The 17,717-nt window shown below is 67.8% G+C and carries 17 protein-coding genes and 2 riboswitches; of the genes, 8 read left to right on the top strand and 9 right to left on the bottom strand.

Annotation, left to right across the window (positions count from 1 at the left end; all coding sequences use genetic code 11):
• Nucleotides 1-84 precede the first annotated feature (84 nt).
• The 3 genes from ACNI3R_RS10265 (at nucleotide 85) to rsmD (ending at nucleotide 2,592) form a co-directional block, all read left to right on the top strand.
• On the top strand, nucleotides 85-1,110 hold the full coding sequence (locus tag ACNI3R_RS10265; RefSeq protein ID WP_426182876.1) for a cache domain-containing protein: 1,026 nt from the start codon (nucleotides 85-87) through the stop codon (nucleotides 1,108-1,110).
• Nucleotides 1,111-1,175: 65 nt separating this feature from the next.
• The gene (locus ACNI3R_RS10260; protein WP_426182873.1) at nucleotides 1,176-2,060 is read left to right on the top strand and encodes a pseudouridine synthase; all 885 of its coding nucleotides are present in this window, start codon (nucleotides 1,176-1,178) and stop codon (nucleotides 2,058-2,060) included.
• A 10-nt stretch (nucleotides 2,061-2,070) separates the two neighbouring features.
• Nucleotides 2,071-2,592 (top strand): 16S rRNA (guanine(966)-N(2))-methyltransferase RsmD, encoded by a 522-nt coding sequence (gene rsmD / locus ACNI3R_RS10255; protein WP_426182870.1) that lies wholly within the window; start codon nucleotides 2,071-2,073, stop codon nucleotides 2,590-2,592.
• On the opposite strand, the gene ACNI3R_RS10250 is transcribed toward rsmD, so the two are convergent.
• Nucleotides 2,567-3,121 (bottom strand): TetR family transcriptional regulator, encoded by a 555-nt coding sequence (locus ACNI3R_RS10250; RefSeq protein WP_426182867.1) that lies wholly within the window; start codon nucleotides 3,119-3,121, stop codon nucleotides 2,567-2,569. The genes rsmD and ACNI3R_RS10250 overlap by 26 nt on opposite strands.
• Nucleotides 3,122-3,271: 150 nt before the next feature.
• On the opposite strand from ACNI3R_RS10250, the gene ACNI3R_RS10245 reads away from it, so the two are divergent.
• Nucleotides 3,272-3,625, top strand: coding sequence for a c-type cytochrome (locus ACNI3R_RS10245; RefSeq protein ID WP_426182864.1), 354 nt, complete (start codon nucleotides 3,272-3,274; stop codon nucleotides 3,623-3,625).
• A 146-nt stretch (nucleotides 3,626-3,771) separates the two neighbouring features.
• The gene (gene katG, locus ACNI3R_RS10240; protein WP_426182861.1) at nucleotides 3,772-5,988 is read left to right on the top strand and encodes a catalase/peroxidase HPI; all 2,217 of its coding nucleotides are present in this window, start codon (nucleotides 3,772-3,774) and stop codon (nucleotides 5,986-5,988) included.
• 360 nt (nucleotides 5,989-6,348) lie between these two features.
• Here katG and ACNI3R_RS10235 read toward each other — a convergent pair whose 3' ends face one another.
• The 6 genes from ACNI3R_RS10235 to ACNI3R_RS10210 all read right to left on the bottom strand — a co-directional run bounded on the left by ACNI3R_RS10235 (nucleotide 6,349) and on the right by ACNI3R_RS10210 (nucleotide 12,580).
• Nucleotides 6,349-6,954 (bottom strand): DUF938 domain-containing protein, encoded by a 606-nt coding sequence (locus ACNI3R_RS10235; RefSeq protein ID WP_426182858.1) that lies wholly within the window; start codon nucleotides 6,952-6,954, stop codon nucleotides 6,349-6,351.
• Nucleotides 6,955-7,042: 88 nt separating this feature from the next.
• Entirely contained in the window at nucleotides 7,043-8,620 is a 1,578-nt protein-coding gene (gene gcvPB / locus ACNI3R_RS10230) for an aminomethyl-transferring glycine dehydrogenase subunit GcvPB (protein WP_426182856.1), read from the bottom strand.
• The gene (gene gcvPA / locus ACNI3R_RS10225; protein WP_426182853.1) at nucleotides 8,617-9,987 is read right to left on the bottom strand and encodes an aminomethyl-transferring glycine dehydrogenase subunit GcvPA; all 1,371 of its coding nucleotides are present in this window, start codon (nucleotides 9,985-9,987) and stop codon (nucleotides 8,617-8,619) included. Before gcvPA ends, gcvPB begins: the two co-directional genes overlap by 4 nt.
• Before the next feature lie 76 nt (nucleotides 9,988-10,063).
• Nucleotides 10,064-10,435 (bottom strand): glycine cleavage system protein GcvH, encoded by a 372-nt coding sequence (gene gcvH, locus ACNI3R_RS10220; RefSeq protein ID WP_426182850.1) that lies wholly within the window; start codon nucleotides 10,433-10,435, stop codon nucleotides 10,064-10,066.
• 4 nt (nucleotides 10,436-10,439) lie between these two features.
• The gene (gcvT, locus tag ACNI3R_RS10215) at nucleotides 10,440-11,561 is read right to left on the bottom strand and encodes a glycine cleavage system aminomethyltransferase GcvT (protein WP_426182847.1); all 1,122 of its coding nucleotides are present in this window, start codon (nucleotides 11,559-11,561) and stop codon (nucleotides 10,440-10,442) included.
• Between the two features lie 51 nt (nucleotides 11,562-11,612).
• A riboswitch (glycine riboswitch) is annotated at nucleotides 11,613-11,724 on the bottom strand.
• Nucleotide 11,725: 1 nt separating this feature from the next.
• Nucleotides 11,726-11,816: riboswitch (glycine riboswitch) on the bottom strand.
• A 116-nt stretch (nucleotides 11,817-11,932) separates the two neighbouring features.
• Nucleotides 11,933-12,580 carry a hypothetical protein gene (locus ACNI3R_RS10210; RefSeq protein WP_426182844.1) on the bottom strand — a complete coding sequence of 216 codons (648 nt, stop codon included), beginning with the start codon at nucleotides 12,578-12,580 and terminating at the stop codon, nucleotides 11,933-11,935.
• Nucleotides 12,581-12,775: 195 nt separating this feature from the next.
• Here ACNI3R_RS10210 and ispH point away from each other — a divergent pair, with 195 nt between their 5' ends.
• The 3 genes from ispH to rnhA are packed head-to-tail and all read left to right on the top strand — an operon-like array spanning nucleotide 12,776 to nucleotide 15,151.
• A complete protein-coding gene (gene ispH, locus ACNI3R_RS10205) occupies nucleotides 12,776-13,726 on the top strand; it encodes a 4-hydroxy-3-methylbut-2-enyl diphosphate reductase (RefSeq protein WP_426182841.1) in 951 nt (316 codons plus the stop codon).
• A 13-nt stretch (nucleotides 13,727-13,739) separates the two neighbouring features.
• Nucleotides 13,740-14,705 carry a homoserine kinase gene (gene thrB, locus ACNI3R_RS10200; RefSeq protein ID WP_426182838.1) on the top strand — a complete coding sequence of 322 codons (966 nt, stop codon included), beginning with the start codon at nucleotides 13,740-13,742 and terminating at the stop codon, nucleotides 14,703-14,705.
• Between the two features lie 5 nt (nucleotides 14,706-14,710).
• Nucleotides 14,711-15,151 (top strand): ribonuclease HI, encoded by a 441-nt coding sequence (gene rnhA / locus ACNI3R_RS10195; protein ID WP_426182835.1) that lies wholly within the window; start codon nucleotides 14,711-14,713, stop codon nucleotides 15,149-15,151.
• 26 nt (nucleotides 15,152-15,177) lie between these two features.
• Here rnhA and ACNI3R_RS10190 read toward each other — a convergent pair whose 3' ends face one another.
• Together ACNI3R_RS10190 and ACNI3R_RS10185 are read right to left on the bottom strand one after the other, a co-directional pair.
• Nucleotides 15,178-17,124, bottom strand: a complete 1,947-nt coding sequence (locus ACNI3R_RS10190; protein WP_426182832.1) for a sensor histidine kinase — start codon at nucleotides 17,122-17,124, stop codon at nucleotides 15,178-15,180.
• A gap of 80 nt (nucleotides 17,125-17,204) precedes the next feature.
• On the bottom strand, nucleotides 17,205-17,624 hold the full coding sequence (locus tag ACNI3R_RS10185; protein ID WP_426182829.1) for a YbaN family protein: 420 nt from the start codon (nucleotides 17,622-17,624) through the stop codon (nucleotides 17,205-17,207).
• Nucleotides 17,625-17,717 lie beyond the last annotated feature (93 nt).

Genomic DNA, 17,717 nt, shown 5'->3' with positions numbered 1-17,717 from the left:
AGCCTTTTCGCTGAAACGGCCCGGGATTGCCACCCGCACCCCGCCGCCATGCCGCCAACCGGGAACGACGAGAGGTGACCGGACATGCAGGACGACATCTTGCGCCTGGCCTACGAGGTCTCGCGCATAACGGAGGAAAAGGTCGACCGGATCGACCAGGTGATGAAGCAGACGGGTATGCTGGCGATCAATGCGCGGCTCGAAGCGGCGCGCGCCGGCGACGCGGGCCGTGCCTTTTCGGTGGTGGCGCAGGAGTTGGGCACGGTCGCGAGTTCGATCTCCGCCATCGGGGGCGAGCTGCGCTCTGCCATCGCCTCCAACATTGCCTCGTTGCGGACGGCGGGCAGCAAGATGCTCGTCGACTTCAAGGGTACGCGCTTTACCGATCTCGCGCGCTCGGCGGTCGAGATCGTCGATCGCAATCTCTACGAGCGATCGTGCGACGTGCGCTGGTGGGCGACCGACAGTTCGGTGATCGAGGTGCTCGACCGACCGACCCCTGCGAGCATCGCCCATGCGACCGATCGCCTCGCGACCATCCTGCGCTCCTACACCGTCTATCTCGACCTGTGGGTGGCTGACGCCAACGGCCGCGTCGTCGCGACCGGCCGTCCCGACCGCTACCCCCACGCGCTCGGCTTCGACGTGTCGGGCGAACGCTGGTTCCGTGAAGCGATGGCGACGCAGAGCGGCGAGGAGTTTCGCGTCTGCGACATCGCCGCCAATGCCACGCTCGGCAATGCGCAGGTCGCCACCTATTCGACCGCCGTGCGCGCGGGCGGCACGACGCGCGGCACGGCCATGGGGGCGCTGGGCATCTTTTTCGACTGGGCACCCCAGGCACAGGGGGTGCTCGACGGGATCGGCCTGTCCCCTGCAGAACGCGCGACCTCGAGGCTGATGCTGCTCGACGCCAGCCACCGGGTGATCGCCTCGTCGGACGGGCAGGGGCTCTGCTCCGAAATCTATCCGCTCGACACGGGCCGCAAGGACAGCGGTTATTATCAGCGCGACGGCAAGCTGGTCGCCTTCGCTTTGACGCCCGGCTACGAAACCTATCGCGGCCTCGGTTGGCTGGGCTGCATCGAAAGCCGCTTCGTCGAGGAATGAGGCCTCGATCCCGCTCGTCGAAGCTATAACTGGCGGGAAGGCCTCGAGGGCGCTAAGCCGCAGCCATGCGTCCCCCTTCCAGATCCACGCCGGGCAAGCCCCTTCCCGCGCCGCGCCGCGGCCGCCGCCAGGCGCGCACCGCCCAGTCGGCGGCCTCTGCAAACCCGCATCCCGCGCGCACCGGTGCCGCGCCCGGCCGTGAGCCGCAGCGCATCGCCAAGCTGCTCGCCCGCGCCGGCATCGCCTCGCGCCGCGAGATCGAGCGGATGATCGCCGATGGCCGCGTCGCGATCGACGGCACCGCGATCGACACCCCGGCCACGCTGCTCCAGTCGCTCAAGGGCGTGACGGTGGACGGCAAGCCGGTGGCGCCGCCCGCTTATACCCAGCTGTTCCTCTATTATAAGCCGCGCGGCCTGCTGACGACCGAGCGCGATCCCAAGGGAAGGCGCACCATCTATGACGAGCTGCCCGAGGGGCTGCCGCGGGTGATGCCGGTCGGCCGGCTCGACATGAACACCGAAGGTCTGTTGCTGCTGACGACCGATGGCGAGTTCAAGCGCCAGCTGGAGCTGCCATCGACCGGGGTCGAACGCATCTATCGTGCGCGCGCCTATGGCAAGGTGACGCAGGACCAGCTCGAATCGCTGAGTGAAGGCGTCGAGATCGAGGGTGTCCGCTACGGCTCGATCGACGCCAATATCGAGCGGCGCACCGGCGCCAATGTGTGGATCGAGATGAAGCTGCGCGAGGGCAAGAATCGCGAGGTCCGGCGCGTGCTGGAATATCTGGGCCTCGAAGTGTCGCGGCTTATCCGAGTCGCTTATGGCGCGTTCGAACTCGGCGATCTGCAGCCGGGCGAGGTGGGCGAAATCGCCCAGCACCAGCTGGTCGCCTTCCGCCGGACGCTCAAGCCTGCCAAATCGTCGAAGCCCGGCGAGGGCGCGTGACGGTGGCGACATGCGGATAATCGCCGGGCGCTGGCGCGGTCGCGTGCTCGTGGCCCCTGCGGGTGACGCGACGCGCCCCACCTCGGATCGTGCGCGAGAGGCGCTCTTCTCGATGCTGGTCAGCCGGCTGGGGACGCTCGAGGGTCTCAAGGTCGCCGACATCTGCGCCGGGACCGGGGCGCTGGGGCTCGAGGCGCTGTCGCGTGGTGCCGCGCATTGCACCTTCGTCGAGCGCGACCGGGCGGCGATCGAGGCGCTTCGGCGCAACGTCGCAGCGCTCGGCGCCGAGGCTGATATCCGACCGATCGCGGCGGAGAGTTTCGCGGGCGGGGCCTATGACCTCGTTCTGATGGACCCGCCTTATGGAACGGGTCTCGCGAACAAGGTCCTGCCGAAAATCGGCTTCGCGCCGGGCGGCTGGGCCAGCGTCGAGACCGGCCGCGACGAGGCCGTGGCACCCGCCGGCTTCACGGTCGAGGCCGACCGCGTCCACGGCAAGGCGCGGATCACGCTGCTGCGGTCTGCACTCTAGACCGGGCGGCCAGCGCCACGGCGGGCGCGGTCGAATCGAGCAGGGCGATGCCGTTGACGATCGCCAGCATCATCGCCGCCGCGTTGCGCGATGCGACCCCGGCCGGGAAATGGACGCTGCGCACGATCCAGTCGGTCCAGCTTTCGGCGATCTCTTCGGCCGCGCCTGCATAGAGCGTCTCGCCGCGCGCAGCGCGTGCCGCGATCTCGAACCACAGACCGACATAGGGGCGCGCATCCTCTGCGGCCATCAATGCGACGGTGTGGCCGATCATCTGGTGTGGCGGGATACGGACGCCCCTCGTCTTTTCCGACAGCCAGTCGGCAAAGCGCCGCGATACGCAGGCGAGCACCTCGCGCATCAGCGCGGCCTTGGTCCCGAAATAATAGAGCAGCATCCGGTCGCTGGTGCCGAGTTGCGCCGCCGCCGGCCGCAGCGCCAGCGCGTCTAGCCCGTCCGACAAGACGATGTCGGCAAGCGATTCGGTCAGGCGCTGGCGCTTGGCGGCGCGCGCTTCGGTAGTGGTCATAGCGAATCCCCCGATTCGCTGACGGGTGTAGCAGACGCTACGGCAAGCTGTCATGCGGGCTCGCCGACAGATCGCATTCCTCTGCGTATCTTTCCCGATGGCCGGCGCCCGGCCGAGCTGCCACCCCGGTGACAGGAGCGGGAGAAGCCTGTGTTCGGATCGAAAATCCTCGTCCTTGCCGCGCTCGCGCTCGCATCGCCCGTACTGGCCGATGACGCCGGCAGCGCAGGTGCTGGCGATGCCGACCGGGGTCACGACCTCGCCGTCGCGCGTTGCGGCGCCTGCCATGCGGTGGAGGCCCGCGGCCGCAGCCCGCTGCGCGCGGCCCCGCCTTTCCGCACGCTTGGCCGTCGCTATCCGGTCGAGAGCCTCGACGAGGCGCTGGCCGAAGGGATCGTCGCCGGGCACCCCGACATGCCGTCCGATCCGTGGGAAGCGACCGACATCGCCGACTTCATCGCCTATCTCGAACGGCTTGCGCCTTTCCGCCCACGGCGGGACTGAAACGACCGGCAACCGGCCAGAAACAAACAGGAAAAACCGCGCTGGAGTAAGTCAAAGCTCCGATCACTCTAATCAGAGTTTCCCGTTTTCCTTCCTTCGTTGCTCTGCGTAGCTCTGACATACCCAGACAACAGGAGGGGCTCTCCATGCTCAGATCCACTATCTCGTTCACCGCGCTGCTCGTCGCGGCGCTCTCGCCCATCGTCGTCGCCGCCCCCGCGCGGGCCGAAGACAAGATCATGACCAACAAGGACTGGTGGCCCAACAAGCTCGACCTGGCGCCGCTGCGCCAGAACGATTCCGGCGCCAATCCCTATGGGGCCGATTTCAACTATGCCGCCGAGTTCGCGACGCTCGACCTGGCGGCGGTCAAGAAGGACATCGAGAAGGTCCTGACCACCTCGCAGCCCTGGTGGCCCGCCGACTATGGCAATTACGGTCCCTTCTTCATCCGCATGGCGTGGCACAGCGCGGGCACCTATCGCACCGCCGACGGGCGCGGCGGTTCGGATGGCGGCGAGCAGCGTTTCGAGCCGCTCAACAGCTGGCCGGACAATGTCAGCCTCGACAAGGCCCGCCGCCTGGTGTGGCCGATCAAGCAGAAATATGGCCGCAAGCTCTCCTGGGGCGACCTGATGGTCCTCGCCGGTAATGTCGCGCTGGAGAATATGGGCTTCAAGACGGTCGGCTTCGCCGGTGGCCGCGTCGACGCATGGGAGCCCGATCTGGTCTTCTGGGGTCCCGAGACGAAGTTCCTCGCCGATGCCCGCCGCGACGGCAAGGGCGGGCTCAAGGGGCCGCTCGCCGCGACCCAGATGGGCCTGATCTACGTCAATCCGGAAGGCCCGAACGGCAAGCCCGACCCGCTCGCCGCCGCCGCCGACATCCGCCTGGCCTTCGGCAATATGGCGATGTCCGACGAAGAAACGATCGCCCTGATCGCGGGCGGCCACACCTTCGGCAAGGCGCATGGCGCTCACAAGCCCGAGGAGTGCGTGGGCGTCGATCCTTCGGCGGCTCCGACCGAGGCGCAGGGCTTCGGCTGGGCGAACAAATGCGGCAAGGGCCATTCGGAAGATACGGTCAGCAGCGGCCTCGAAGGCGCCTGGTCGGCCAATCCTATCGCCTGGACCACGCAATATTTCGACAATCTGTTCGGCTTCGACTGGGTCCAGACGCGCAGCCCTGCCGGCGCGATCCAGTGGGTGCCAAAAGATCCGAATGCGGGGCAGCTCGTGCCCGACGCGCATATCGCCGACAAGCGCCACGCGCCGATCATGTTCACGACCGATCTGGCGCTGAAGGAGGATCCCGGCTTCCGCAAGATCTCCGAGCGCTTCCACAAGGATCCGAACGAGTTCGCCCTCGCCTTCGCCCGCGCCTGGTTCAAGCTCACCCACCGCGACATGGGGCCGAGCGCGCGTTACCTGGGCCCGGACGTGCCGAAGGAGAGCTACTCCTGGCAGGATCCGCTGCCCAAGGCCGACTATGCGACGATCGACACGGCCGACGTGGCGCTGCTCAAGGACCGGATCGCGGCGGCCGGCATCGGCGATCGCGAGCTGGTGAAGGTGGCCTGGGCCTCGGCCTCCACCTTCCGCGGCACCGACATGCGCGGTGGTGCGAACGGTGCGCGCGTCCGGCTGGCTCCGGCTAAGGACTGGGCGGCCAACGACCCGGCCGAACTCGCCAAGACTCTGGCGGCGCTCGGCAAGGTCCAGCAGGACTTCAACCGCTCGGCCAAGGGCGGCAAGAAAGTCTCGATGGCCGACCTGATCATCCTGGGCGGCAACAGCGCGATCGAGCGCGCCGCGAAGAAGGCCGGCTATGACGTCGCCGTCCCCTTCACCCCCGGCCGCGTCGATGCCACCCAGGCGCAGACCGACGTGAAGTCCTATGACTATCTGAAGCCCAAGGCCGACGGTTTCCGCAACTATTATGCCCCGGATGCCGACCATGGCCCGGCGGAGATGCTCATCGACAAGGCGAGCACGCTGACGCTGACCGTGCCCGAGATGACCGTGCTCGTTGGCGGCCTGCGCGCGCTGGGCGCCAACGCCGGTCAGTCGACGGCGGGCGTGTTCACCGACCGTCCGGGCACGCTGAGCAACGACTTCTTCGTCAACCTGCTCGACATGGGCAACAAGTGGGCCAAGTCGGAGAAGACCCCGGGCCTCTATGAAGGGTCCGACCGCGCGACCGGCAAGCTGCGCTGGACCGCGACTCCGGTTGACCTCGCCTTCGGCTCCAACTCGGAGCTGCGCGCGGTGTCCGAGGTTTACGCCTCGGACGACGCCAAGGCAAAGTTCGTGCAGGACTTCGTCAAGGCCTGGACCAAGGTGACGAACCTCGACCGTTTCTGAGACGCGGACGAGCGAGACGGAAGGGGGCGGCGCCTGCGGGTGCCGCCCTTTTTCGTGGGTGTGAAGGGCGATGTCGCCGCTTCATTGCCCGCCAAATCCTCCCCGGCACGGGGAGGAACGGAATACCGTCCTGACGTATTGGTTTGCGGTGATGCGTTCATCAGCCAGCAATGGCGCCCGCCATCGGTGCTAATCCAGCTGCAGCTCCTCCCCGGCACGGGGAGGGGGACCGCCAAAGGCGGTGGAGGGGAATCCGCCCTACTCCGCACGACCACCCCGCGACCAGCGCTGCCCCTCCACCATCCTTCGGATGGTTCCCCTCCCCGTGCCGGGGAGGAATTGGGGGCACTCGACTGCCTCCTACTCACCTATCCGCAAAACCACGATCAGATTGTTCGCGGGCATCGCATGCACCGCCTCCATCCGCAGCCCGAGACCCTCGGCCAGCGCGATGACATCCTCCAGCTGCCGCAACCCCCACCGGGGGTCGCGCATCTTCAGGCTCTCATCGAACGCCAGGTTGCTCGATGCTGTGTCCACGCCCCGCTGGAGATAGGGCCCATAGAGGATCAGGGGCCCGCCGGGCGGCAGCAGCTTCGCGGCGTTGGTCATCAGTCCGACCGTCGCCTCCCAGGGCGAGATATGGACCATGTTGATGCACAGTATCGCGTCCGCCCGCTCGATCGGCCAGCGTTCGGCCGAGGCGTCCAGCGTCAGCGGAGGACGGAGATTGGGGAGCCGCGCAGTTTCGGCCCAGGCGCGGATCGAGGCGATGGCGGCGGGATCGGGGTCGCTCGGTTGCCAGCTCAGCGCGGGGAAAGCCTGGGCGAAGTGGATCGCATGTTCGCCGGTGCCGCTGGCGACCTCGAGGATCAATCCCTCCGCAGGTAGCACCGTGCGCAGGATGTCGGCGATGGGCTCGCGGTTGCGTTCGGTGGCGGGGGCGTGGCGGCGGGCGTCGGTCATGCGGTGCTTATAGCCGGCCCAGGCCCTGTCGCCAGTGCGGCGGACGGGGGCGGCGACCTGTGGGTTTGCGCCGCTCCCGCCCGGACCGTCACTCGGCGGCTTCGGGAAGCGCCGCGTCCTTCCACACCAGCACCGGCTTGCGCGCGGCCAGCGTTTCGTCGAGGCGGCGGCGCGGGGCGAAGGCGGGGGCTGCCTTCAATGCCGCATCGCCGGCCTTCGCCCGCTCTGCGACCGAGCGCAGCGCGCCGATGAACTGGTCGAGCGTGGCCTTGCCCTCGGTCTCGGTCGGCTCGATCAGCATCGCGCCGTGGACGACCAGCGGAAAGTACATCGTCATCGGGTGGAAGCCCTCGTCGATCAGCCCCTTGGCGATGTCGAGCGTGGTGAAGCCCTGCGCGAGCCCGTCGTCGCTGAACAGCGCTTCGTGCATGCACGGCCCGGCATGGCCGAACGGCGCGTCAAGAAGGTCGTCGAGGCTGCGCAGCACATAATTGGCGTTGAGCACCGCATCCTCCGCCACCTGCCGCAGGCCGTCGGCGCCATGGCTGAGGATATAGGTCAGCGCGCGGGTGAACATGCCCATCTGCCCGTTGAAGGCGGCCATGCGCCCGAAGCTCTCGGGATGGTCCTCGCCGGCCGTCTCTTCCTCGATCAGGCGGAAGCCGCCATCGGCCAGCTTGGTCACAAAGGGGAGCGGGGCATAGGGCGCCAGCGCCTCGGACAGGACAACCGGGCCGGAGCCCGGCCCGCCGCCGCCATGCGGGGTCGAGAAGGTCTTGTGCAGATTGATGTGCATCGCGTCGATGCCGAGGTCGCCGGGGCGGACCCGACCGACGATCGCGTTGAAATTGGCGCCGTCGCAATAGACATAGCCGCCCGCCGCATGGACCGCGTCGGAGATGCGCTTCATGTCGCGCTCGAACAGGCCGCAAGTGTTCGGGTTGGTGATCATCACCCCCGCCACGTCGGGGCCCAGCCGGCCGGTCAGCGCGTCGAGGTCGACGCGGCCGTCGGCGGTGGCGGGGATATTTTCGACCCGGTAGCCGCAGAAGGCGGCGGTGGCCGGGTTGGTGCCATGCGCCGATTCGGGGACGAGGATCACCGAGCGGTCGCTGCCCTGCGCGTCATGCGCCGCGCGAATCGCCAGCAGGCCGCACAGCTCGCCATGCGCGCCGGCCTTGGGGCTCATCGCCACCGCGTGCATGCCGGTCAGGGTGACCAGCCAGGCCGACAGCTCGTGGATCACCGCCAGCGCGCCCTGCACCGTGTCGACGGGGGCGAGCGGGTGGACGTCGGCGAAGCCGGGCAGCCGGGCCATCTTCTCGTTCAGCCGCGGATTATGCTTCATCGTGCACGAACCGAGCGGGAACAGGCCGAGGTCGATGCCGTAATTCTGGCGGCTGAGGCGGGTGTAGTGACGCACCGTCTCGGGCTCGGGCAGGCCGGGCAGGCCGATCGCGCGGTTGCGTTCCAGCCCGCCGAGACGGCTCTTGACCGCAGGCGCGTCGGGCAGGTCGACACCCGAGCGGGCATAGTCGTCGCGCTCGAAGATCAGCGCTTCCTCAAGCATCAGCGCGCGGTTGCCGGTGAAGCTGTAGGAGGCTGCGGCGGCGGCGCTGCCGTCGGTCTCCGGGCGGGTCACCCGGCCTTCGCTGTTCATGCTCATGCCGCGATCTCCGCTTCGAGGGCCTGGGCCAGGGTTTCGACATCCGCCTCGCTCGCCGTCTCGGTGACGGCCACGACGAGGCCGCCCGCCAGATCGGGCGCACCCGGATAGAGCCGGCCGAGCGACACGCCGCCGAGTACGCCCTTGTCGGCGAGCGCGCGGACCACCGGGCGGGCTTCGACCGGCAGCTTGAGGGTGAATTCGTTGAAGAAGCTGTCGTTGACCAGCTCGACCCCGGCGATGCGCGAGAGCCGGTCGGCGGCGGCCACCGCACCGGCATGGTTGAGCGCGGCGAGCCTGCGCAGCCCGGTCTCGCCGAGAAGGGTCAGGTGGATCGAGAAGGCGAGTGCGCAGAGACCTGCATTGGTGCAGATGTTAGACGTCGCCTTTTCGCGGCGGATATGCTGTTCGCGGGTCGACAACGTCAGCACGAAGCCGCGCTGGCCCTCGGCATCCTGCGTCACGCCGGCGAGGCGACCGGGCATCTGCCGGACATATTTCTCGTTGCAGGCGAACAGGCCGACATAGGGGCCACCGAAATTGAGCCCTACGCCGAGCGACTGGCCCTCGCCGACGACGATGTCCGCACCCATCTCGCCCGGCGAGCGGATCGCGCCGAGCGCGACCGGTTCGGTCACCACCGCGATCAGCAGCGCGCCCTTTTCATGGCAGCGCGCGGCAAGCTCGGACAGGTCGGCGACATGGCCGAGGATGTTGGGGTTCTGGACGACGACGCAGCTGGTGTCGCCGTCGACCGCCGCGAGCAGCCGGGCCATGTCGTCGCCCGGCGCGCCGGGGGTGAGCGTCGGCAGCGCAGTTTCGAGCTGGTCGCCCGTGAAGCGCGCCATGGTCCGCGCCAATGAGACATAATGCGGGTGGAGGCCGGCCGACAGGATCGCCTTGCCGCGCCGCGTGACGCGGCGGGCCATGGTGATCGCTTCCCAGCAGGCGGTGGAGCCGTCGTACATCGAGGCATTGGCGACGTCACAGCCATAGAGGCGGGCGACCTGCGTCTGGAATTCGAACAGCGCCTGCAACGTGCCCTGCGCGATTTCGGGCTGATAGGGGGTGTAGCTGGTCAGGAACTCGCCGCGCTGGATCAGATGGTCGACGCTGGCGGGGACATGGTGGCGATAGGCGCCACAGCCGAGGAAGAAAGGTGCGTCGCCGGCGGTCAGATTCTGCCGCGCGAGGCGGTTCATGTGACGCTCGACCGCCAGTTCGGACGCATGCATCGGCAGGCCCGCGATCGGACCGGCCTGGTGCGCCTCGGCGGGGACGTCGACGAACAGGTCATCGATCGAGGCGGCGCCGATCGTCGCCAGCATCGCGCTGCGGTCGGCATCAGTCAGGGGAAGATAACGCATCTCTGTCTCCAGGCGCGGGGCCGGTCTTCATCGTCGCGGGATGGCGAAGCGACCCAAGGGGCCGCTCCGCTATCGATCAGAGGCCGTCGCAATAGGCCTTGTAGCCTTCGGCGTTCATCAGGCCTTCGAGCTCGGCAGCGTCGGCGAGCGTCAGCTTGAAGAACCAGCCGTCGCCCTCGGGCGCGCTGTTGACGAGCGCCGGATCGCCCTCGAGTGCGCCATTGGCCTCGCTGACCGTGCCTGTGACCGGCGCGAACACGTCGGACGCGGCCTTGACCGATTCGACCACGGCCGCCTCGCCGCCCTTCGACACGGTGGTGCCGGGTGCGGGCAACTCGACGAACACGATGTCGCCCAGCTGCGCCTGCGCATAGTCGGTGATGCCGACGGTGGCGGTGCCGCCCTCGACGGAGATCCACTCATGGTCTTCGGTAAAATAGGTCGTCATGGGCTCAGCTCCCTTGGCGGACGTAACGATGGGGGACGAAAGGCATCGGGGCGACGACGGCGTCGAGCCGCTTGCCGCGCACCTCGATCTGCAGCGCGCGATCGGTGTCGGCATGGCCGGCGGCGACATAGCCCATCGCGATCGGCACCTGCAGCGAGGGCGAGAAGCCGCCCGAGGTGATCGTGCCGACTTTCACGTCACCGTCGAAGATCTCGGCGCCTTCGCGTGCCGGCTGGCGGCCGCTCAGGATCAGCCCGACGCGCTTGCGCGGTGCGCCCTCGGCGAGGTGGCGGCAGACAGTGGTTGCGCCGGGGAACCCGCCTTCGAGGCGGCGGCGCTTGGGCACCGCAAAGCCGAGGCCTGCCATCGCCGGATCGGTGCCGGTGTCGAGATCATGGCCGTAGAGCGGCAGTCCCGCCTCGAGCCGCAGCGAATCGCGCGCGCCGAGGCCGATCGGCTTCACCTCGGGCTGGGCCGCGAGCAGATGGGCGACCGCCTCGGCCGCCTCACCGGGGATCGAGATTTCATAGCCGTCCTCGCCGGTATAGCCCGAGCGGCTGATCCACACCGGCGCGCCCGCCAGGGTGAAGGCGCCGCCCGACATGAAGGTCAGCAGTTCGACGCCGGGGCAGACCCGCGACAGCGCGTCGACCGCCTTCGGCCCCTGCAGCGCCAGAAGCGCATGTTCGTCGAGATGGTTGAGGACGAGCTCCTCGGGGAGCGTCTCATGGAGATGGGCGATGTCGTCGGCCTTCATCGCGCCGTTGACGACGAGATAGAAGTCGCCCGCGCGGCGCGTGACCATCAGGTCGTCGAGGATGCCGCCCTGCTCGTCGAGCAGCAGCGAATAGCGCATCCGGTCGGTGCCGAGATTGACGAAATCGCCCGGCATGATCGTTTCGAGCGCGACGTCGACACCGTCACCGCCGACCAGAAGCTGGCCCATATGCGACACGTCGAACAGCCCGGCGGACTCGCGCGTCCACAGATGCTCGGCGATGATGCCCTCATATTGGATCGGCATCGAATAGCCGGCGAACGACACCATCCGGGCGCCGCGATCGCGATGCCAGCCGTCGAGCGGCAAGGTCTGGATGATGTCGGCGATATCGTCTTCGTCGTTCACTCTGTTCTCCGTGACGGTCAATGACGGCCGGACGCACCGCGCCCGCCGGTCATTGCCCCCTCTGTCACGGAACCTGAGAGCTTTCGCCCGACCTGCGACGGTCCGGCTTACCCCTTCGGTGGGATGGCGCGGTTTCCCGCCCATCCGCTTTCCAGAGTGTCGATCCTTGCCACGCGGTCCGGTGACCTGAGAGATTCCGGGGCGGTTGCTCCTTCGGCGGCCGGGACGGACCCGGCACTCTCCCGCATGGCCAGCACCGGTTGCCCGGCGACGACTTGGCTGCCTTGGCGCGCGGCCCGGCCTAAGTCAACGCTGGAATGAGACCGGGCGCGAATGGCTGTGGAGAAGGCGCGGGCAGCCCGCCCGCCCGCTTAGCGCGCGGCGTTGTAGGCGAGCTGGCTTTCGCTGAGCTGGAAGCCGACCAGCAGCTCGAAATTGGCCTGGTTCATCGCTTCGCGCACGCTCGGCTCGTTCATCGGATCGAGCGCGGCGTCGGCGTCGCCGGCCTTGCGCTTGCGGTTGACCCGCTCAAGCACTTCCGGCGGCAGCGTGGCCGCCGCGCGCGTCACCACGGCGGTGGCGGAGGCATGGGCCGATCCGCGCAGCTGCCCTGCCGGGAACTCGATCGTCACCGTACCGAGCTGCTTCGCCTGGATCTCGGTACCGGCGCGCAGAACCGTCGCGAAATAGGGCAGCGTCACCGTGCGCGCAGCGCCGGCATTGGTGCGGCGGGCGAAGACATCGAAATCGACCCGCAGCTGGACCTGCGCCGCGCCGCGGCTGTCGGTGCAGGCGGATTTCAGATTGGCGATGGCGGCGGTCACGTCGATCGCCTCGACGCGGCGTTCGGCCGGCGGATCGAACAGCGTGATGTCGCCGGTGTAGGTCGGGATAGCCGCCGCGGGGCAAGGCGAGCGCGCGATCTTGAAGCCGCCGCGCTCGTCGAATTCGGTGTCCGTCTTGCAGGCTGCGAGCGTCAGTGCGGCGAGGAGAATCGCGGAGGTCTTGGGGAATCGCACGGAGCAGGCATCCTTCACTTCGTCGGCCGTGGCGGATCGGGGGCGCCGCCCGGTCGCGCATCCATAGAGCCAGTTCGGCGCAGGGGGAAGCGCTTTGCAAACCGGCCTGCTCCGTCCGCCGCCCGGCACAGGCTTTTGGACGGCCGACGTCGAAGCGGCTTCCGCCCCGCCGCGCAATCGCCTATGCGCTATGCCATGACCGCATCGTCGCTGCCGCCGCTGAACCTGTTGATCGCCGCGCCGCGCGGCTTCTGTGCGGGGGTCGATCGCGCGATCCGCATCGTCGAGCTGACGATCGAGAAATTCGGTCCGCCGGTCTATGTCCGGCATGAGATCGTCCACAACAAATATGTCGTCGACGACCTGAAGGCCAAGGGCGCGATCTTCGTCGAGGAGCTGGACGAGGTGCCCGATGGCGTGCCCGTGGTCTTCTCGGCCCATGGCGTGCCCAAGGCGGTGCCGGCCAAGGCGATCGAGCGCGGCCTCAACTTTCTCGATGCAACCTGCCCGCTCGTGTCCAAAGTGCACCGTCAGGCAGAGCGCCTGGTGAAGAACGGGCAGCATATTCTGTTCATCGGCCATCGCGGCCATCCCGAGGTCATCGGGACCTTCGGGCAGGTTCCCGACGGCGCGATCACCTTGATCGAGACGGTCGCCGATGCCGAGACGGTCGCGGTGCCCGATGGTGCGCCGCTGGCCTTCCTCAGCCAGACGACGCTGTCGGTCGACGACACCGCCGAGATCATCGCTGCCGTGCGCCGCCGCTTCCCGGAGATCGTCGCCCCCGACAGCGAGGACATCTGCTATGCCACGTCGAACCGGCAGGGCGCGGTCAAGGCGATCGCCGAGCGCTGCGACGCGATGCTGGTGATCGGGGCGCCCAACAGCTCCAACTCGCTCCGCCTCGTCGAGGTGGCCGAGCGCAGTGGCGTCAAGGCGCGGCTGATCCAGCGCGCAAGCGACATCGACTTCGTCTGGCTCGACGGCGTCGCCACGCTGGGCATCACCGCCGGGGCGTCTGCGCCCGAAGTTCTCGTCCGCGAGGTCGTCGACCTGCTCGGCACCCGCTTCGCCGTCAGCGAGACCGAAGCGGCGACGGTGACCGAGAATATGCTGTTCAAGCTGCCGCGCGCGCTCGTGGCCTGAAGGAACGTCGACGATGGCCGTGTACACGCAGGTCTCGACCGAGGCGATGAGCGACTTCCTGCGCCGGTATGACGTCGGAACGCTGCTCTCGGCCAAGGGGATCGCGGAGGGCGTCGAGAACAGCAACTATCTGGTCGAAACGACCGGCGGGCGCTTCATCCTCACCCTTTACGAGAAGCGCGTCGACGCGGCCGATCTCCCCTTCTTCTGCGCGCTGACCGATCATCTGGCGTCTAAGGGGCTCAACATCCCACGGATGCTCAGCGACCGGCGCGGTGAGCAGCTTCAGACGCTCGCCGGGCGGCCCGCCTGCCTGATCGAATTCCTGCAGGGCGTGTCCGTAACCCACCCGACCCCGACCCAGGCCTTTGCGGCGGGCGGTGCGCTTGGCGACATGCACCGCGCGCTCGCCGATTTCAGGCTCGGTCGCCCCAACAGCCTCGACATCGCCGGATGGCGCGCGCTGGCCGAACGCTGCGGCGAAGATCTCGACCGCATCTCGCCCGGCCTGCGCGCGCGGGTCATGGGCGAACTCGCATTTCTGGAGGCCAACTGGCCGCGCCATCTGGCGACGTCGGTGATCCATGCCGATCTGTTCCCGGACAATGTGCTGATGCTCGGCGACGAGGTCAGCGGGGTAATCGATTTCTATTTCGCCTGCACCGATATCCGCGCCTGGGACGTGGCCGTGACGCATAGCGCCTGGTGCTTCGAAAATGACGGCACCGGCTATCATCCCGATCTCGGGCGCTCGCTGATCGCTGGCTATGATCGCCGCTTCGGTCTTTCGACCGAAGAGCGCCTCGCTTTCCCGATTCTCGCGCGGGGATCCTGCCTGCGCTTCCTGCTGACCCGTGCCTGGGACTGGCTCAACACGCCGGCCGACGCTCTGGTCACCCGGAAGGACCCGCTCGCCTTCCAGCGCCGGCTGGACTTCTATGCCGAGGTCGATCCCGAAATGCTGCTGGCATCGGGCTGACCGTCATGGACGAGCTTCCCTATGTCGAGATCGCGACCGATGGCGCGTGCAAGGGCAATCCCGGACCCGGGGGCTGGGGCGCGGTGCTGCGCTTCGGCGGGCGCGAGAAGGAACTGTCGGGCGGGGAAAATCCGTCGACCAACAACCGGATGGAGCTGACCGCGGCGATCAAGGCATTGCAGGCGCTCAACCGCCCCTGCCGGATCAAGCTGTCGACCGACAGCCGCTATGTCATGGATGGTCTCACCAAGTGGATTCATGGCTGGCGTCGCAATGGCTGGAAGACGGCAGACAAGAAGCCGGTCAAGAATGCAGAGCTCTGGCAGGAGCTTCTCGCCGCCTCGACGCAGCACCGGATCGACTGGGTCTGGGTCAAAGGCCATGCCGGCCATCCCGACAATGAACGGGCCGACAAGCTGGCGAGCGACGCGGCGCTCGGCCTCTGATCGGATCCGCCGTGGCGGATATGCGCCTACCCGGTTGAAACGGCAGCGGGGCTGATGGCCGCCGGCGATCCCATCTCCTGCTCCAGAACGATGGCAAGCGCCTTGGCCTGGTCGAACAGTTCGGCGACCACGGCAGGCTGGCATTCGCGCCGACTGCATTGGCGGCCGATGGCGGCGAGCAGCCGGGACAGGCTGAAGGTGCCGAAGCAGTCGAGCATCGTTCGCAACGCGTCAGCCTCGGCCGCCGCGATTTCCCACGCCTGTGCGCGGATGGCGGCGGCGATCCGGCGCGGGCGATCGGCCAGATCGGCGAGCAATGTGCGCATCAGCAATGCGGCTTCCTCATAGCCTGCCTGCTCGACCAGCAGGTTCAGCCGCTCACGGTCGAACCGGTCCCCGCTCGATGATGAAGCCGCCGGCCGGGCGCGGCGCATCGTTCCGATCATCTCGAGCAGCTGGCTGGAGACGATCGGCTTGGGCAGGAAGCTGTCGATGCCCGCATCGAAATAGATGCGGCGGCGCTCGGGTGCGGAATCCGCGCTGATCGCGAGGATCGGCACATTCGCCGCAGGGGGGTCGAGTGCGCGGACGGCGCGGGTTGCATCGAGCCCGTCGAGCTCGGGCATCTGCATGTCCATGAGGACGAGGTCGAAGGGCTGGGTGGCGATGGCGGACAGCGCCTTGCGGCCGTCCTCGACGGCGACCACGTCATGGCCCTCGCGGCTGAGCAGGCCTGCCATCAGCCGGCGGTTGATCGGATTGTCCTCCGCCAGCAGGATGCGCATCGGCCCGGTCGTCTCATGCTCGGGCGACAGTTGGAGGACGCCGTCGCTGCGCCGGAAGGGGAGTTCGATCGAGAAGGTCGTTCCCTTGCCCGCGTCGCTCGACACCGCGATCGAACCGCCCATGGCTTCGGCGAGCTGCTGGCTGATCGCCAGCCCCAGTCCGCTGCGGCCATGCAGGCGGAGCCGTGCCGCGTCGACCTGCTCGCCACGCGCGAAGATGCGGCCCAATATCTCCTGGTCGATCCCCTGGCCGCTGTCGCGGACGATCACCATCCACCAGTCGCTCTCGTCATCGGACCGGGTCGGCGACAGCGCGATCGAGACGATGCCCGATCCGGTGTATTTGACGGCGTTGCCGAGCAGGTTCGACAATATCTGCTGCAACCGCGCGGGATCGCCGCGGACTGCGACCGGCTCACCGTCGAGACCATGGCCCTCAAGCGTCAGACCTTTGGCGGCGGCCGCTCCGGCGAACAGGTCGGCGGTGGTGCGAACCAGCGCGCGCAGGTCGAAATTGATGCTCTCTATGACGACCCGGCCAGCATCGACGCGGGTGAAATCGAGCATCTCGTCGATCACGCCCAGCACGCCGTCCGCGGTCTGCGCCAATGTGGCGATCTGCGCCGTGCGCTGCGCTTCGCCCGTGCTGAGCCGAAGGCTGTCGAGCGACGTCATGAGCGACTGGATCGGTCCGCGGACTTCGCGGCGCAGCAGTTCGAGCATTTCCGCCTTGCCGCGCTCCGCCGCGCGCACCTGATCGCGTGTCGCGAGCAATGCACGCTCGGTCTCCACCTCCTGCGTGACGTCGCGCATGATGCCGATCATCTCGGTGCCCTGGTTCACGCGGCCGGCAACCTGGACGTGGATCGTCTGCCCATCGGGGCGGATCCAGCGAAAGCGGAAGGGTGCGAGGATACCCGTTGCGGTCGATTCCTGCATCGACAGCATGATCCGTTGCACGTCGTCGGGATGATAATGGCTGCAGACGACGTCTACGGTCGGCGGCGTGTCCGGATCGAGGCCGAGAATGCGGTAGATCTCGGGAGACCAAAGGAAGAAATTGCGCGAAGCATCCGACCGCCAATGGCCTGCCCCCGCGAGGGACTCGGCGATGGTCAGCAGATGAATGGCCTCTGCTACGGTCTCCGGCGGAATTGGCCTTGCTCCTTCGGTGCCCCTTGCCCGCATCCTTAATAGATAGGGATGAAGGATAAGGGAAAGGCGCGATTGCAAACTTTCGTTAATTCTTGAGCGGCTTGCGCACGGTCTCAGCCATTGGGGCGGGTCGCGACATAGGCGGCGCAGACGGTCAGCGACGCTGCCACGACCAGATCGGCCCAGAGCGGCGGCGCGGCGGTGAGCAGCATCATGACGAAGCCCCCGGCCATACTGACGATGGCGATGATCTTCGCCTTGAAGGGGATGGCGCGATTCTCCCGCCAGCGGCGGATCGGCTCCCCGAACCAGCGATGCTCAAGCAGCCAGCGTTCGAAGCGCGGACTGGAATGGCCGAAACAGGCGGCTGCCAGGATCAGAAAGATCGTCGTCGGCATCACCGGCAACATCGCGCCGATGAAGCCGAGACCGACCATCACCCAGCCCAGCAGGAACCATGCCCAGCGCTTCACCGGACCATGAATGGGCCGGCCGTCGTCGGTATCGCCGGAATGGTGCGTCGGATCAGGCATGGAGACCGGTCATGGCCATGATCCTCAATCGCCCCCCTCCCGGCGACGCGGCGATCATCGGAAGGGTGCCGCGCTGTTTCAAGGGCGCGGCAT

The sequence above is a fragment of the Rhizorhabdus antheiae genome (assembly GCF_049889055.1).
Classification (GTDB): domain Bacteria; phylum Pseudomonadota; class Alphaproteobacteria; order Sphingomonadales; family Sphingomonadaceae; genus Rhizorhabdus.
Note: the sequence above shows the minus strand (reverse complement) of the source record. Positions and strands in the feature narration are given on the sequence as shown.

Bases quoted from the DNA above. Each gene is read 5' to 3' on its own strand.
- ACNI3R_RS10265 (WP_426182876.1), top strand. From the start codon at position 85: ATGCAGGACGACATCTTGCGCCTGGCCTACGAGGTCTCGCGCATAACG.
- thrB (WP_426182838.1), top strand. From the start codon at position 13,740: ATGGCCGTGTACACGCAGGTCTCGACCGAGGCGATGAGCGACTTCCTG.
- ACNI3R_RS10190 (WP_426182832.1), bottom strand. From the start codon at position 17,124: ATGCGGGCAAGGGGCACCGAAGGAGCAAGGCCAATTCCGCCGGAGACC.
- ACNI3R_RS10260 (WP_426182873.1), top strand. From the start codon at position 1,176: ATGCGTCCCCCTTCCAGATCCACGCCGGGCAAGCCCCTTCCCGCGCCG.
- gcvPA (WP_426182853.1), bottom strand. From the start codon at position 9,987: ATGCGTTATCTTCCCCTGACTGATGCCGACCGCAGCGCGATGCTGGCG.
- gcvH (WP_426182850.1), bottom strand. From the start codon at position 10,435: ATGACGACCTATTTTACCGAAGACCATGAGTGGATCTCCGTCGAGGGC.
- ispH (WP_426182841.1), top strand. From the start codon at position 12,776: ATGACCGCATCGTCGCTGCCGCCGCTGAACCTGTTGATCGCCGCGCCG.
- gcvPB (WP_426182856.1), bottom strand. From the start codon at position 8,620: ATGAGCATGAACAGCGAAGGCCGGGTGACCCGCCCGGAGACCGACGGC.
- katG (WP_426182861.1), top strand. From the start codon at position 3,772: ATGCTCAGATCCACTATCTCGTTCACCGCGCTGCTCGTCGCGGCGCTC.
- ACNI3R_RS10235 (WP_426182858.1), bottom strand. From the start codon at position 6,954: ATGACCGACGCCCGCCGCCACGCCCCCGCCACCGAACGCAACCGCGAG.
- rnhA (WP_426182835.1), top strand. From the start codon at position 14,711: ATGGACGAGCTTCCCTATGTCGAGATCGCGACCGATGGCGCGTGCAAG.
- ACNI3R_RS10185 (WP_426182829.1), bottom strand. From the start codon at position 17,624: ATGCCTGATCCGACGCACCATTCCGGCGATACCGACGACGGCCGGCCC.
- ACNI3R_RS10250 (WP_426182867.1), bottom strand. From the start codon at position 3,121: ATGACCACTACCGAAGCGCGCGCCGCCAAGCGCCAGCGCCTGACCGAA.
- rsmD (WP_426182870.1), top strand. From the start codon at position 2,071: ATGCGGATAATCGCCGGGCGCTGGCGCGGTCGCGTGCTCGTGGCCCCT.